Source organism: Novipirellula herctigrandis (assembly GCA_007859835.1).
Classification (GTDB): Bacteria; Planctomycetota; Planctomycetia; order Pirellulales; family Pirellulaceae; genus Novipirellula_A; species Novipirellula_A herctigrandis.
The window spans coordinates 4,437,328-4,452,698 of the sequence record SJPJ01000001.1; the positions used below are offsets into that span (position 1 = coordinate 4,437,328).

Consider the following 15,371-nt stretch of genomic DNA (forward strand, 5'->3'; position numbering starts at 1 on the left):
ACACAAAATTGGGAAAACTTCTTACTGGAACGAGCGACCGAAAAGCGTCAGCAGAATCTGCGATTGGATCATTGCTGAGTGAGGCGTCGGGTTTTGAGCTCAGCGAACTTGATCAGGAAGCTTCCTTTGCGGAACTGGGGCTCGACTCGTTGTTTCTTGTGCAGTTCAGCCAGAAGATCAAGAGTCAGCTAAAAGTAAAAGTGACGTTTCGTCAGCTGATCGAAGAGATCCCCACGATCAACGCGTTAATTGCGTATGTCGCTCAGCGCCTTCCCGATGAGTTTGTCGTGGGGGGACAGCCTGCTGAAACGCCCGCTACCGAACCGATCGTTGTCAACGAACCATCGGTGATAGCAGATTCGAGCCAGCCCACAAACACGGCGTCTGCTGATCTTTCGGCTCCGCCTATTCATCCGGCTTCGCCTGTTATTCCGAATCCACCCGATATTCGGAATTTACCCGTGCAAGCCGCGGCGGCGCTGCCACCGATGCCGATTGGCACCGGACCAAGTGCAGCTCAGGATCGAGCGAGTCTGTCGCAAATTATTGCACAGCAAAACGAATTGATGAGTTTGCAGTTGCAACTCCTCGCTGGGGCAAGACCTGCTGCGCCGACACCCTCCACCAGAGCATCCGCGGTCGCGCCGCAGGTCTCCCAAACGGCAAGTCCCTCGGTAAGCAGTTCAGCAAGCAGCTCGCAAATTAGCTCGGCAAGCCCCTCTCCAAACGGCTCGACAAAGCCCGTCGTGTCCGCACCGCTCGACTCCGCTCCCAAGACGCAAATTCTCGAGCGATTTGGACCGTTCAAACCGGTTCGTCGTGCGCCCGATGGTGGGCTAACTGACCAACAACAGCGTCATCTCGATAACTTGATTGCTCGTTTTACAAATCGCACTGCCAAGTCGCGCAAGCATGCGCAGCAACACCGTGGTCACTTTGCCGACCCGCGCGGCGTCGCTGGTTATCGACGGATTTGGAAAGCGATGGTTTATCAAATTTCCGTGGACCGATCCAAAGGCAGCAAGCTATGGGACATCGACGGAAACGAATACATCGACATTGCCATGGGCTTTGGGTTGAACCTATTCGGCCAGTCACCCGACTTTATCACCGAAGCGATTGCGAAGCAGTTAGCAAAGGGTGTCGAAGTCGGCCCGCAATCGCCACTTGCTGGTGAAGTTGCCCAACTGCTCTGTGACTTTTCAAGAAAGAGTCGCGTTTCGTTCTGCAACACTGGCTCCGAAGCCGTGATGGCGGCGATGCGTTTAGCCAGAACTGTGACAGGCAAATCAAAGATCGTTTTCTTCAACAAAGACTATCACGGCAATTTTGATCAGGTTCTTGTTCGGTCGATAACGATGGGTAACAAGCGACGCTCGCAGCCCGCTGCGCCGGGCGTCCCGCAACCATTAGCCGATCTCACAATCGTCCTTGATTATGGGACCGACGAAGCGTTACAAGCGATTCGTGACAACGCTGATGACATTGCTGCTGTTTTGGTTGAACCTGTGCAGAGTGCAAATCCTTTTATGAAGCCGAAGGCATTCTTGCAGGAGGTTCGGCAGATCACCGAGGAAAATGACATCGCCTTGATCATGGACGAGGTCATTACCGGGTTTCGAGCCGCGCCGGGTGGTGCCCAGGAATGGTTTGGCGTTTGGGGCGACATGGCAACTTATGGGAAAGTCCTCGGTGGCGGATTGCCGATCGGTGCGTTGGCAGGCTCCGCCAAATACATGGATGCACTTGATGGCGGCAATTGGCGCTACGAAGACGATTCCGAACCAACGGCAGATATGACGTTCTATGCCGGAACATTTGTGCGACACCCGCTCGCGATCACTGCGGCACACCAAGTATTAATGAAGGTGAAAGAATCAGGCCCAGAGCTCCAAAAGGGACTTACTGAAAAGACAACCTACCTTGTCGATTCGCTGAATCAATTCTTTGAAAAAGAACTCTATCCCCTTCGCGTTGCCCAGTTCACTTCGCTATTTCGCTTCATGTTTCCACCAACGATGGAATATGCGGACTTGCTCTACTTCCACCTCTTGGATCGAGGTGTTTTTACACGCGGTTGGGGTGATAATTGTTTCTTGTCGACGGCACACAGCGATACGGACATCGAGCGGATTATCGAAGCAGTAAAAGACAGTTGCAATGAGATTCGTGAAGGTGGTTTCTTGCCCGACCCTCGGTCTTCCGATACTCAGAAAATCGAAAGTTCAGCGACGACGCAATCGCCGCTATTCGAAAAAAAAAAGTGTCTGAGATTCCCGCTGACCGAAGCCCAGCTTGAAATTTGGGTCACGTCTCAAATGGGAAATGAGGCTTCGTGTTCATACAATGAACCGTTTTCGGTTCGTTTTCGGGGCCAGTTGAACTGTGCGATTCTATGTGATGCGATTCAAACAGTTGTTGCCAGACACAAGACGCTCCACTATCGCATTGCCGCGGATGGGCAATACCAAGAAGTACATAATCCACAGCCAGTCACGATTGACCGGCACGATCTTCGCGGTATCCCATCGGACCAGCAAAACACCTCGCTCGCCGAATTCGCTGGCACACTTGGTTCAAAGTCGTTCGACTTTTCAGCGGGACCGCTGATCCGTTTGGCATTGACCCAATTAGCCGATGACGAGCACATCCTATTCGTTTCTGCGCACCATATCGTTAGTGATGGTTGGTCGACAAACTTGATGTTGTCGGAAATCGCCGAGGCCTATACGGCGACTGCCGAACAGCGTGATATTCAGTTGGCCGAACCTGCTGACTATCGCGATTACGCAGCGATGGAATTGGCGGCCCAGGATGAATCCACCGAGGCGCTCTCTTATTGGAGGGACCAATACCGCGACCCGCCAGCCCCGCTCGAATTGCCCGTTGACCGTCCTCGCCCCGCTGTAAAGAGCTTTGCTGGTAGTACGTTGATCCATCATTTTAAGGATGACACCTATCAGGCGATGAAGAAAACAGCAGCGGAGAAAAAGGTGACGCTGTTTTCGATGACGTTTGCTGTACTAAACGTCCTGCTTGCTCGGTTGTCCGGTCAGGACGATATCGTTGTTTCAATTCCCACCGCAGGTCAAGTCTTGCAGGTGAATCAATGTCTTGTTGGCCACTGCGTGAATCTGTTGCCGATACGGTCGCAAATCAAGTTGGACGATTCGTTTGATCGATTCCTGGTTGCTACCCAAACACAAGTTCTCGACGGCTTCGACCACCAGCAATGTACGCTTGGCAAGATTGTTCGCGAGTTGCGGATTCCGCGTGATCCCAGTCGACTGCCACTGGTCGAGATCAACTTTAACTTTGACCGCGATGGAATGGGTCTAGAGTTTCCAAGCTTGGAAGTCGAGGTTGCACAAACGGTCAAACGAGCATCAACATTCGACCTGTTCTTTAACTTGAACGAAACTGCGGATGGTTTGGAGCTATATCTCGACTACAGTACTGCCCTATATGACGAAGACACGATTCGCCGATGGGTGGGGCATTATGAAACATTGTTGCAAGAGATTGCGAAAGATCCGTCGCAGTCATTGGGTGAGATTAGTCTGCTCAGTGACCATGAACGTCATCAGATTCTTGTCGATTGGAACAGTACGAATACTGTCCATTCTAATGCAAAACCAGTTCACAATATGTTCGAGCAACAAGTTCACTCGACACCAGGTCGAGTTGCTGTGGTTGCTGATGATCGCCAATTTTCTTACCAACAAATCAACGAACTCGCAAATGGGCTGGCCCGTCATCTTCAATCCGTTGGCGTGAACTCCGGGGATCTTGTTGGCGTCCATTTAGAACGTTCCGAGTGGATGGTCATTGCAACCCTCGCCATTTTGAAAGCGGGGGCGGCGTATGTGCCGCTTGACCCGAACTTCCCCGCTAAACGACTTGCAATGATGGCGGAAGATGCGGAGTTGTCCGTGATTGTGACTCAGCAGTCGCTTCCTACTGCTGAGATCGCTCCGCATGCAAATCGCATTCTAGTGGATGAGGATTTGCATGAATCGTTTGCAGCGGATGTTGCAAACCTTGAAGTTTCTATTTCGCCAGACCAAGTCGCCTACGTGATCTATACGTCTGGTTCCACGGGAAAGCCGAAGGGAGTGGAGATTGGTCACAGTTCGCTGACGAATTTCCTGTGCTCGATGCAGCATCAACCGGGATTGAATGAGAACGATGTTCTATTGAGTGTCACGACGCTTTCTTTTGATATCGCGGCATTGGAGATCTTTTTGCCGATTGTAAGCGGTGCACGTGTCGTTTTAGTTTCGAGTGAGGAGGCTATGGATGGCCCGCGTCTGAGTCAGCACATTGAAGCACTACAAACGACGGTGATGCAAGCGACGCCGGCCACTTGGAAAATGCTCATCGATTCGGGGTGGCATGGCAAGCAAGGATTGAAAATTCTGTGTGGCGGTGAAGCGATGCCCAATGCGCTTGCTCGCGAATTACTTGATCGTGGTGATTCGGTGTGGAATTTGTATGGACCAACCGAAACGACGATTTGGTCGACGGTTCGTCAAATTCAGTCGAGTGAAACGGTTAACATCGGACATCCGATTGCGAATACGGAAATCTTTGTTTTAGACGAACGCCACCGACCAGTACCGATTGGAGTGGCAGGGAGAATGTTTATCGGTGGATCAGGGTTGGCACACGGGTATCGACATTTACCTGAACTCACCGCCGAAAAGTTCATCGCCCATCCGTTTCGGAATCAATCGGAGTTGCGGATCTATGATACGGGCGACCAAGCTCGATATCGGGCTGATGGCACATTGGATTTTCTTGGCCGGCTCGACCATCAAGCCAAGATCCGAGGCTTCCGAATTGAACTCGATGAAATCGAGCATGAACTGTCGAAGCATCCCGATTTAAACCAGGCCGTCGTTGTGGTTAGTCCGGATGGTGAGGACGCATCGCTTGTGGCGTATTGTGTACCCGATCCCCATTCGGAGTCGCCATCGCCATTGGATTTACGAGAATTTCTACGTCAAACGTTGCCTGAATACATGATCCCGTCGATCTTTGTCATGTTGCAAGAGTTGCCGATGACGCCGAATCGGAAAGTCGATCGCCGTGCATTGCCTAAGCCAGTTTTGGATCGTGAGCAATTATCAGTCGGATACACGGCTCCGCGAGACCACACGGAAATGGAAATCGCCAATATTTGGAAACGCACATTGAAGTTGGATCGGATTGGACGGGATGACGACTTTTTTGATGCAGGTGGCCACTCATTGCTCGCCGCTCGAATGATGCTCGAACTTGAAAAACGATTCGGAGAACGGGTACCGCTGGCGACTTTGTTGACTGCGCCAACGGTCCGACAATTTGCCGAGCTCATGAAGCGGAAAGATTGGAGGCCAAGATGGCACTGTTTGGTGCCAATACAAGAACGCGGCAACAAACCGCCTCTGTTTTGTGTTCATGCAGCACACGGCAATGTGATGCTCTATCGTGAATTGGCGATGCGACTTGGCGATGATCAACCTGTTTATGGATTGCAGTCGCGAGGTCTTGATGGAGAGCTTTCCGTTCACACCACGATTCGTGATATGGCTTCGGAGTACGTCGAGGAAATTCGCAAAGTCCAACCCAACGGCCCTTATCATCTTTGCGGCTACTGTCTGGGAGGAGCGATCGCTTATGAAATGGCGCAACAATTGTCGGCCGAGGGTGAAGAAATCGAACTGCTTGGGCTCTTTGACACCACGACGGAACAGTTCAAAGAGACCTTTGTTTCAGCAAACTACCGACGACTGCAAAACATTGGTTTTCATGCCGCGAATTTGGTCCGCCGTGGTCCCCGTGGCGCTTATGCGTTCCTGAGGGGTAAGCTTGCTGAGCTTCGCAGTCGGTTGTTTCGTAGAACGGCGGTTTCCTATTCAAGCATCGCGTGTGCATTGAAACTTCGTGAAAACCCGCCGCTGCAATTGTTGGAAAGGATCAATGACAAAGCAAATGAGTCTTACGTTCCGCAACGTTATGGTGGCCGAGTGACGCTGTTTAGACCATGCAAAGCCTATGCCGGTTACGAAGATCCATCGCTGGGGTGGGGAAACGGACTCGTTGATGATCTTGAGGTGGTCGAATTAGATGTTTATCCCGCCGGGATGTTGATGGAACCGTATGTCCAAGATTTGGCGAGTCAAGTTCAGCGTCGTTTGAGTCCGCACCAATGGGGTGTGCCGGAAAAGTCCATTCAGAATGGCGTTTCGTTGGAACGAGTCAAGGAATCGTTCGTGCAATGACACAAATTGAATTACAATCCAGACGCAATGATCCTGTCGAGGACATGCCAAATCCGCGAGGTTCACTCGAACGTATTCCACTTGCGCGGTGGCAAGAGTTTGTAAACACGCAGCCTGAGAGAACCATTTTTCATCACGCACGCTGGTTAAGTTTGATCAGCAAACAGTACAAATTCCCAGCGCACATTTACGCTTGGGTTAAAGCAGGTGAAGTGATGGCAGGTCTTCCGTTCTTAGGAACGAGTACGCTGCGGAGACAAAGAAAACTTGTCTCGCTTCCTTTTACCGACAATCTGCGGGTGCTTGGTTCCGATGCGGAAAGTCTGCTGGCTCTGCGCGATGGTCTCAAAGCAACCAATTTCTCTTCGTATTACTGTGTCGTCAATAAAACCGACCAACCACTTGGATTTAGCTGCACACCCAGTGGCATTGTTCGGCACGAACTCGATCTAACAAGATCAATGTCAGAAATTGAACGGGGTTATGCCAGAAGTTTGAAATCGAATCTTCGAAAGGGTCAAAAAGCAAACCTTCAGTTCAGTGTTAGCCAAGATGCAGCGGCACTTGATACCTTCTATCAAATACATGTCAAGACACGGCATCGGTTAGGTATTCCCGTCCAGCCTAGAAGCTTCTTCAATCGCCTCTATCGGGAACTTATAGCGACCGGTCTCGGTTTTGTGGCGACAGTATCCCATCAAGGCGATCCTGTTTCGGTGGGCGTGTTTCTGGTTTACGGGAAGACGATGGTTTTCAAGTACGCAGCATCCGAATTAGCAGCCCTTCATTTACGGCCCAATGATTTTCTTGTCGGCAACGCTATCTGTGATGCGGTGGACCGTTCACTCGACACATTCGATTTCGGTACCTCCCGTGAGGTCGAAACCGGACTTCGTCGATTCAAGCGTAAATGGGGTGCAACGGAGTATCCGCTCTTCAATGATTGCGTTGTCGGAAATGTCGCCATCAATCGCTCTGATTCGCTGGCAATGACGTTCGCACGAGCAACGATTCGCCACACGCCATCCATCGTCTGCCGAACCGCTGGCAAGATTCTGTACCGATACAATACGTAGCTTTCGCGTATTCCAAACGGACTCACCATCGAGAGGACAGTCGCCTGGTGGTCAGCGAGAGCTGCTCGTCGTTGGGGTGAGTCTGGAGAATTCGGACTGGAACAAACCACAGTGGATTCGCCACTGATTCGCGTAGATGAGGTCTACCGATCAAATCGGAAAATTGCGTTTCGTTGTCTACCGGACGATACCGAACAAACCATCATAGAGTGCGACAAGGTGCACCGATTGATGCTTCCAGGTCAATCCGTTGTCGATTCGCGACCGAGCAATCTCGCCCATGGACGCTCGTAAAGATGGATCATCCATCAATTGGATAACGAAATCGGCAAACTCGGATACATCGTTTTTGTGGGCGTAGAAGGCCGCGTCGCCTGCGGTTAGTTGGTTTTCACGCGTGCTGAAACATACTGTCGGCTTTCGTAGTGCCATGTACTCCATTGTTTTGATCGTCGTACAGCTGTCGTTGTATGCGTTGCTCGGGTCTGGGGTTAGGCAAATGTCGAACGCTGCGATATGCGAGGGAACCGATGTAAATGGAATGCCGCCGGTAAAATGGACTAAGTCTTGTACGTCCAACTCAACCGCTAGGTCTTTGAGGCTCTTTAATGCTGGCCCATTGCCGACAATGACGGCCAGGAAATCATCACGACCGTGAGCGATTCTCAATTCCTTCACGACTCGGATAACGTTGTCAACTCCGTCCTGGATGCCGATGGCTCCGACATACCCCAACAGGATTTTACCACGGTCCAACAAGTCTTTACTGGGCTGAACGTCATTCAGGAAAAGACGATTCGGCCCGTTGCGAACGATGTAGCAATGTTCTTCTTTAGCACCACATCGATCGACTTGTACGCTTTTTTGGCTTTCGTTCGTTGCGATCAATCGGTTTGCTGATCTGCACGCCAATCGCTCAAAAAAGCGGAGTACTTTGTAGATGAAATTAGGCTGGTTATCGTCACGGCGAGCCAAATAGAGTTCAGGAGAGAGGTCATGCAAATCAAATACAAACGATTTCCCCAGCAGTTTGTAAAAGATCGCGATCATGGCCGTCATGTCAGGCGGTGTGTGAACATGCACCACATCGAAACCGTGGCGCACAAAGACATAGACAGACCCTAAGAATAATGCGGTTAAGCTGTACCCATATTCTAAAACGTAGCCGAGAAAACCGTGTGCCTCAAAAGGCTGGGGGTACCGATACACGCGGCAGCCTGCAACACGTTCGGCCCACTTCTGCGAGTCGCCGGTTGGACAAATCACGGTTAAATCGTATCCAGCCGCCATCAATGACTCGGCCTCTAGCATCACGCGAACGTCATCAGGATAGCTCTGATTTTCCAGCAGCATTAAGATACGATTCGGCTTCACAGACGATTTCATTGAGAATCCAAGGGTCTTACTTACAAAGTGACTTCATGATCGCTTCGGTTCGTTTCGCATTGTTGGGTGAGAAACGTTCTTCGGCAATCTCACGATTGCGAATTCCCATCTGACGTCGTAGGGGTTCCGATTGATAGACCTGCAGCAACGCATCCGCCAATCCATTGACATCCTTCTCATCGACCAAAATCTGCTCGACAATCGCAGGGATCTCGACATGGCGAGTGCTGATGACCGGTTTGCCGCACGCCATTGCTTCGATGATGACCGTCGGAAAACCTTCAGCGGCACCGAACTCATCGAAATGGCTCGGCAAACAAAACACATCACAAGCATGATAGACAGCTCGTAAAGCCGTATTCGAAAGTCCTCCAAAGAATGCGATTTGGGACTCGATGCCCATGTCCTTCGCCAAACCCTTTAGATCTACCGAGTCAACTGAATCACGGCCCGTCCCCACAACCCATACTTCAAATCGTTCATCGTTGAGTTTTTGAATTGCTTCAAACAGAATCCGGTGCCCCTTCTTCTGGGCAAAGTAACCCACGATCAGGACGATGAACTTTTCCTCCGGTCGATAGGTTTCCAAGTCGACGGATAGTCGTACGACTTCGACCTTGTCGGGGGCAATGCCAAAACGCTGTTGTAACTGGTTGCGATTGTAGTCAGTGACGGTTGTGATCTGGTCACACGCAGCGATTGCACGAGCAAACATTGCCTCATTAGGGTTGTCGTATATTTCGTACGCGTGAATCGTACACATTAGTGGCTTGCCAAGAAGTTGTTTGCAGAAGTAGCTAATGAATAGCTTTCGATCACCAAAGGTGGCATAGATCAGGTCGACATCTTTCATCTTGCCTGAAAAGTGAACCGCGATCACAAAATCAATCACCGATCGATATCGGATCGCTTCAATGAGCAACTGGACATACTTGACCGGATGTGAAAACAGCACTATCCACTGTGCGAAAAACAGCGAAAGAAAATTCCAGCGATAGACGTTCCAAGTTTCACGAGGACCGTAGAGCCCATTTTGGTACTTCGTTGGATAAACACTAATGGTGGCACCACGATCCTCCAAGAAGGAAAGTTCTCGATGGACAAAGTGCTCAAAGCCATGTTTTACCGATGCAACGGCACCAACGTGGATCGACTGATCGGTTTGCATCATCGTGACTCCCGGTCAGAGGCTACTAGATCATGGAAAATCGTTTCCATTCGGTGCACCATGTGATCGACCGTGAACATGTCTTCGACTTTTTTACGGCCGGCATCTCCAAGTTGCTTGGCCAACTCGCCATTCTGCAACAGACTAACCACTTTTTGCGCAAAGAGATCGGTGTCGCCAAAGGGTACTAAGTAGCCGGTCACACTGTCATCGATGATTTCGTTGACGCTGCCAACATCGGTTGAGACGACCGGTAATCCCGAAGACATCGATTCGAGCAGCGACAACGGAAAGGCTTCGTGAAAGGACGTCAAAACAGAAATGTCAAGCGATTGAAGAAAGGTTGGTACGTCGGATACTTGCCCCATGAATTGAACGTTCTTTTCGAGCCCAAGTTTCTTTGTAAGCGTTACAAGGTTTTCGCGTTCTTTCCCTTGTCCGGCGATTAGGAACAGCGTGTTGGGAGCTTCTTTGGCAATTTTCGATGCCGACTCGAGAAACTTATCGTGAGATTTCCACGGTCGCAGGGCAGCAACGATACCGACAATCTGCTTGTCGGTCGGTAGTCCAAGTTTTGTACGTGCTTCGCTCTTGTCACGAGTCACACAAAACCGATGATGATCGATCCCGTTATGTACGACCGCGATTTTTTCTTCAGCGATTTTTTTTGTCGAGGCCAAATATTCTTTATGGCCTTCTGCTAGTGCGATCACTCGATGATAGGTTGGGTGCAGCATTCGATCGGCGGACCCCTGAACGAGTCTTCGTGCAAAGGGCATTTTATCCCCATCACGAAGCACGGTATCGAACGAATGAAACGCCAGCACGGTTTTGGTCGTGCCAGCAAAATATGCAGCAAGTCGACCGACGACCATGTTGTGAAAGGCATCGGTCACGTACAAAATGTCAGCGTTTTCTTGTTTGAGGATTTTGGCGATTCGACCGATATTTCGCGGATCAAGTTTTTGCGTGACTAGATGTTCGTGCGTTTTGCAACCAGAGTCTTTTAGGCGTTGGCCGAGTTCGCCTAGTTCATAGAGGCAACACAGCACAGGTTCAATGGTTTGTTGGTCTAGACGCGAGATGAGATCGTAAAGAACCTGTTCGGCACCACCAGCTCGAGGCAGTGAATGTTGAACGAAGACAACCTTTGTTTTTCGGGGGGCGTCTACCTTTGCGTCGTGCAGGTTGTATGGCGGACGAGGCTGGGAATCATCGATCTGCACTTGCGGTACCTTCCAATGCGGTTTTCTCGCTGGTGGTACCGGTGGCACCTACCATCCGTTCGATTACCGCGCCGGCAATCCAAAACATCACAGTGTAATACGAAAAGTAGCTGATCTCTAGACTCATGCCCGCCAAAAGATAAATGGTTATGCATCCAACCATCGCCGCTACGACACTGCGTTCAAACGCAGCCGAAGTGAAGAAAATACTCTTGCGATCCTGCAACAGGAGAATCGATTTCGCTTTGGATAACCATCCAAAAACAACACCCCAAAAACAGATAAACACGAGCCCGCCGTTGTCGACCATCATCGTCATGTAAGTGTTGTGTGAGGTGTCAAAACCATCCTCACTGTACTCGGCTTGCATCAATTTGTTGAGAGAGCCAGGACCGCGACCAATAATCGGTCGTTCCAAGAATCGTTGCCACGACCAAACAAAACGCTCGACGCGACCGGTTACGGTTTCTTGGTTCAATAGTCGCCCTTGGACCACGTCACTTTTCGCGAGTGAGCCCCAGACAATCAAAAGTGCAAACGTAACGACAAACCCAATTGGAACGGTCAATTTCCACAACCCATTAAAGTAGAACTGGGAAAAACCAAGAGCGATCGCAACGGACAGCCATGCGGAACGAGTGAAACACACAAACACACCGTAGGCCAGAATCATCGCAATACACCCAAGCGAAATTTTCAGCCAAGTTTTTTTTGCATTCACGCCAATGCACAATGTGGCAAGCAACGACATTCCCATTAGCCCGCCAAAGACGGCGGAATTTCCAATCACTCCTGCCGCCCGCCCGCCGGGCACATCCATCGTTCGCGTGTTTCCAGCTTCATTGTGAGCGGAGACCGGGAAGATGCTCTCGTCCAGGTTCAACACTCGCTCGTACACCCCTGTGCCCAAAATGATCAACGCAGAAAGAATGATTGCACCGAGTAGCCACATCAATCGTTCACGCGAATCAACAAATCGCTTGACCAAAAAGTATGCCACCACGGCGATCAGTGTCGTTTCAATATATCCGGTAATGCTTGTCGAGCCTCCGGTGCCAAAAACGAGACCATTGACAACCGAAACCGCTTTTAAACCGACATAGGCAGCAACCCAGATTGGGAAAGTTGGACTCACGTCCTGATAGAAGTGTGGTACTCCGACATCGCGTGGGGCCTCTGTTTGATCGATGGGAGACTTTGCCGACTGTCGCTTTTCGAGTACGACCGACATGAAATAGCCTAATACCAACACCGCGACGTAACCGCGTTGAAAATTCAAGTCGGGAATACCTGCTGGTAGCGGCAGTTCACCATACAATCCAAGGGTTGGCCACGTAATGATGAGACCAAGTAGCAAGCGAAACAGAATCGGTAATCGCCAGACGAAGACAATTAGCACATACAAGATGGCGAATTGGGCAAGCAGAGTTAAAGTCACCATAGCAATATCAGAGAGTTACCGCCGCCACAAAACGAAATACAACGTAACCTGCCAACACAATGTGTAGGAACAAAATCAATCGCCATCTTAATGCAAACAATTCATGCACAGGCATCATCAGCAGCACTGCCTTGACCCAGTATGCCACAAACGTACCTAATGCCGCGCCAATAATCCCGAACCTGGGAACTAATAAATAGTCGACCACTAAATTACAGATTGCCGACAGAATGTTAATGTTTTGGACATAGCGGACGCGGTCATAGCTATTTAAAACCGGTATAAATAGGTAGCTAATAAAGTAGCACGGCAACGAGCAAATCAACAGCGAAAACGAAACATACCCCATCACGTACTTGTCTCCAAAGAACGCGTCAAAAAGGGGCGGAAATAGTACGAGTAGCAACCCGGAACATAGGATAGTTACGATCAAAACCAGATGAGGTACTTTTCGGGCAAAGCGAGCGATCGCATCGGGATTTTCGATTTTCCAAGCCATGATCCTTGGAAACAGGATCGAATTTGCAACAAACGCAAATACTGCGAATTTCAAAAAGATCGAATACAGAAATTGGTAAGCCCCAAGAGCGTCGAGCGTTCCATATTTTCGGATGAAATAGACGTCGACCCAATTGACGACATAGATTCCAGCAACGCCGTAGAGTTGGGGTACCACATAACGAACGAACGCTTGTAGGTCTTCGCTGCGAACCCGTTGCATAGGATAGAGAAACGAACTGCCGCATGATGGCAAACGGAGCAATAGGATTAAACCATTAAGCCACATTAACGCAGAAACGTATCCGATGGCACTCGGTTCAATGATCCCCGACAAGAATGTTGCCAGGATCACGAGCTTCGCGACTCCTTGGGCGACGTAAAAAAGAGCGTTCGCAAAATGTTTTTCGCGAGTCGCAAGCATGGTCGTCAATTGATCGTGAAGAAGCGACACAATTAAGCTGCCGATCAAATACCAAATCAAAACAGGGTTGGCGGCCCCGAGGTAGTCGAGCACGCTCGTTCGGAAAAACAAAAGTAGTATTACTGCGGTAACGACAATGGGTACTAGGACATATAACCGCGTCGACGACGTGTAGGCCAGGCTTTGTTTTTTATGCAGTTCGTCTTTGCCAAATCGCGTGATTCCGGCGGCCGACCAATTGACGCCAAACGCCATCACCAAATCGACAAGCATCTCGAATAGGCTGATCATCGCGATTTCGGGTTTGGCAAAGACGATGCCGAAGATCAAAGTCGACAGCATGCCGAGGACCAAGTTGAGCCCTTTGCCTGTCGTTAGGCCGATCGCATCCTTGACAAATTTACTGCGTCGTAAATCGCCGATTCGTTGTCCCCAGCCTGATGGCGGGATGTGTGCCGCGTCCGGATTTTTTGCATCGGAGGACGCTGCGGTGGTAGAGAAATTGGTCATCGTGCGCAGTTCATACCGAGCGAGGAATCTGCGGTAGACGGTTGGTCCAATTGATCCAGCAAGTCAATGAACCCATCGACATAGCGTTGAGGAGTGAACTGGTTTTCAAAGCCCACTTGGATGCGTTGACGTTGATCGAGTGGGGCATTGCGAAGCGAATCGAGCCAATCACCAAACTCGGATACTTCGGAAACCACGCGTCCAAAATCGTTCTTGGCAATCATATTATCGGGGTCGAAAAATCCTACGGTTGGAATGCCTCGCGACCATGCCTGTAGGTATGTATTCGGGAAACCCTCGACGGACGAAGTGTTGAGCAGCAGACTGGCACCGTCGAAATAACGCTCGGTCACTTCGAGCGTTTGGAACCCAAGGCACTCGACATTGGGTAGGTTCTTGGCCTCGAGATGCACTTGATCATAAATTGCGGTACCGCGGTTTCCGGGGCCGCCGATCATGATAAATTTTACATTAGGAAATCTTTTTGCGATTTCCAAACAGTGCATCGGTCGTCTGAAATCCCGCATGCTGCCCACCCAAAGAACGTAACCTTCGCAGGTTGTCAGCGACCGTTTGGGGTATACATTCGGCAAGACGTATCCGTCCTTGCCGTAGTTTTGTTTCAGCAATCGTTTTTGTTGCTCGGATTGGACCAGGACAAGATCGGCACGGCGCAGCCCCCATTGATAGGGAATTCTTTCTCGCATTCGGAGATCGGGTCGAGGGGAAAAATCGGAATCGTGAGCTCCGGAATGGACAAACGTGCGACCGTACCTTCGGCAAAAAAGCTCGCAAATTCCAGTCACTCGATCGGCGCATCGTTGGTAATAGATGTCGGCATCGGCCTTTTTCAGCGTTTGCCAGAGCTTTGTCAATCTCGGGTGCAACAAACGGAGTCCTGGGAGTCCGTCTTCGGAATCGAATGTCTTATAGATCTTCATCCCATCGATTATTTCATCGTCGCGCCGGCCGTCAAAAACTGTCGTGGCAAACGAGACCTCGTGCCCGTTTTTTTGAAGACATCGCCCAATAATCGCCTGTTGCAGTTCCGCACCGCCCATTAAGGGGACCGATGTTTGGGCCAGCGCAGCGTACACATTGTTGGATACAAAGCAGATTCGTTTGGGATGCACCGGTGCGCTACGTTTCTTGCGGTGAATGGGTTGCTTGCGATGGAGATTAGACCAAGGTGACTAATATACACGCGGAAAAACCAACAAAACGACCGCCGTATTAAATTCAAGCTAGCGGGCCATTTTGTCAATATTTGACCGTTTCCAAAGCCATGCTAATAGAAAATCAGCACTTTTCCACTATAGTTAGCTTAACCAACCGAAGTATTGGTGGCAGTCTCCACTTCGGTTTTACGCGTTTGT

8 protein-coding genes are annotated in these 15,371 nt (G+C 50.2%); 2 read left to right on the plus strand and 6 right to left on the minus strand.

The features are described 5' to 3' along the window. The first annotated feature begins 8 nt into the window (after positions 1–8). Both CA13_RS16485 and CA13_RS16490 read left to right on the plus strand, forming a co-directional pair. Positions 9–6,266 (plus strand): amino acid adenylation domain-containing protein, encoded by a 6,258-nt coding sequence (locus CA13_RS16485; RefSeq protein WP_419194453.1) that lies wholly within the window; start codon positions 9–11, stop codon positions 6,264–6,266. Then, positions 6,263–7,342 (plus strand): lipid II:glycine glycyltransferase FemX, encoded by a 1,080-nt coding sequence (locus tag CA13_RS16490; RefSeq protein ID WP_419194454.1) that lies wholly within the window; start codon positions 6,263–6,265, stop codon positions 7,340–7,342. Before CA13_RS16485 ends, CA13_RS16490 begins: the two co-directional genes overlap by 4 nt. Before the next feature lie 177 nt (positions 7,343–7,519). On the opposite strand, the gene CA13_RS16495 is transcribed toward CA13_RS16490, so the two are convergent. The 6 genes from CA13_RS16495 to CA13_RS16520 are packed head-to-tail and all read right to left on the minus strand — an operon-like array spanning position 7,520 to position 15,128. Next, the gene (locus tag CA13_RS16495; RefSeq protein ID WP_146398410.1) at positions 7,520–8,728 is read right to left on the minus strand and encodes a glycosyltransferase family 4 protein; all 1,209 of its coding nucleotides are present in this window, start codon (positions 8,726–8,728) and stop codon (positions 7,520–7,522) included. A 16-nt stretch (positions 8,729–8,744) separates the two neighbouring features. After that, the gene (locus CA13_RS16500) at positions 8,745–9,899 is read right to left on the minus strand and encodes a glycosyltransferase family 4 protein (protein WP_146398411.1); all 1,155 of its coding nucleotides are present in this window, start codon (positions 9,897–9,899) and stop codon (positions 8,745–8,747) included. Next, positions 9,896–11,122, minus strand: coding sequence for a glycosyltransferase (locus tag CA13_RS16505; RefSeq protein ID WP_419194455.1), 1,227 nt, complete (start codon positions 11,120–11,122; stop codon positions 9,896–9,898). Before CA13_RS16505 ends, CA13_RS16500 begins: the two co-directional genes overlap by 4 nt. Then, positions 11,109–12,563: an O-antigen ligase family protein gene (locus CA13_RS16510; RefSeq protein ID WP_146398416.1), complete on the minus strand. Its 1,455-nt coding sequence runs from the start codon at positions 12,561–12,563 to the stop codon at positions 11,109–11,111. The genes CA13_RS16505 and CA13_RS16510 overlap by 14 nt, the downstream gene beginning before the upstream one ends. A 7-nt stretch (positions 12,564–12,570) precedes the next feature. Then, positions 12,571–13,995, minus strand: coding sequence for a lipopolysaccharide biosynthesis protein (locus CA13_RS16515; protein ID WP_146398418.1), 1,425 nt, complete (start codon positions 13,993–13,995; stop codon positions 12,571–12,573). Further along, the gene (locus CA13_RS16520; RefSeq protein ID WP_146398420.1) at positions 13,992–15,128 is read right to left on the minus strand and encodes a glycosyltransferase family 4 protein; all 1,137 of its coding nucleotides are present in this window, start codon (positions 15,126–15,128) and stop codon (positions 13,992–13,994) included. Before CA13_RS16520 ends, CA13_RS16515 begins: the two co-directional genes overlap by 4 nt. Between the last annotated feature and the right edge of the window lie 243 nt (positions 15,129–15,371).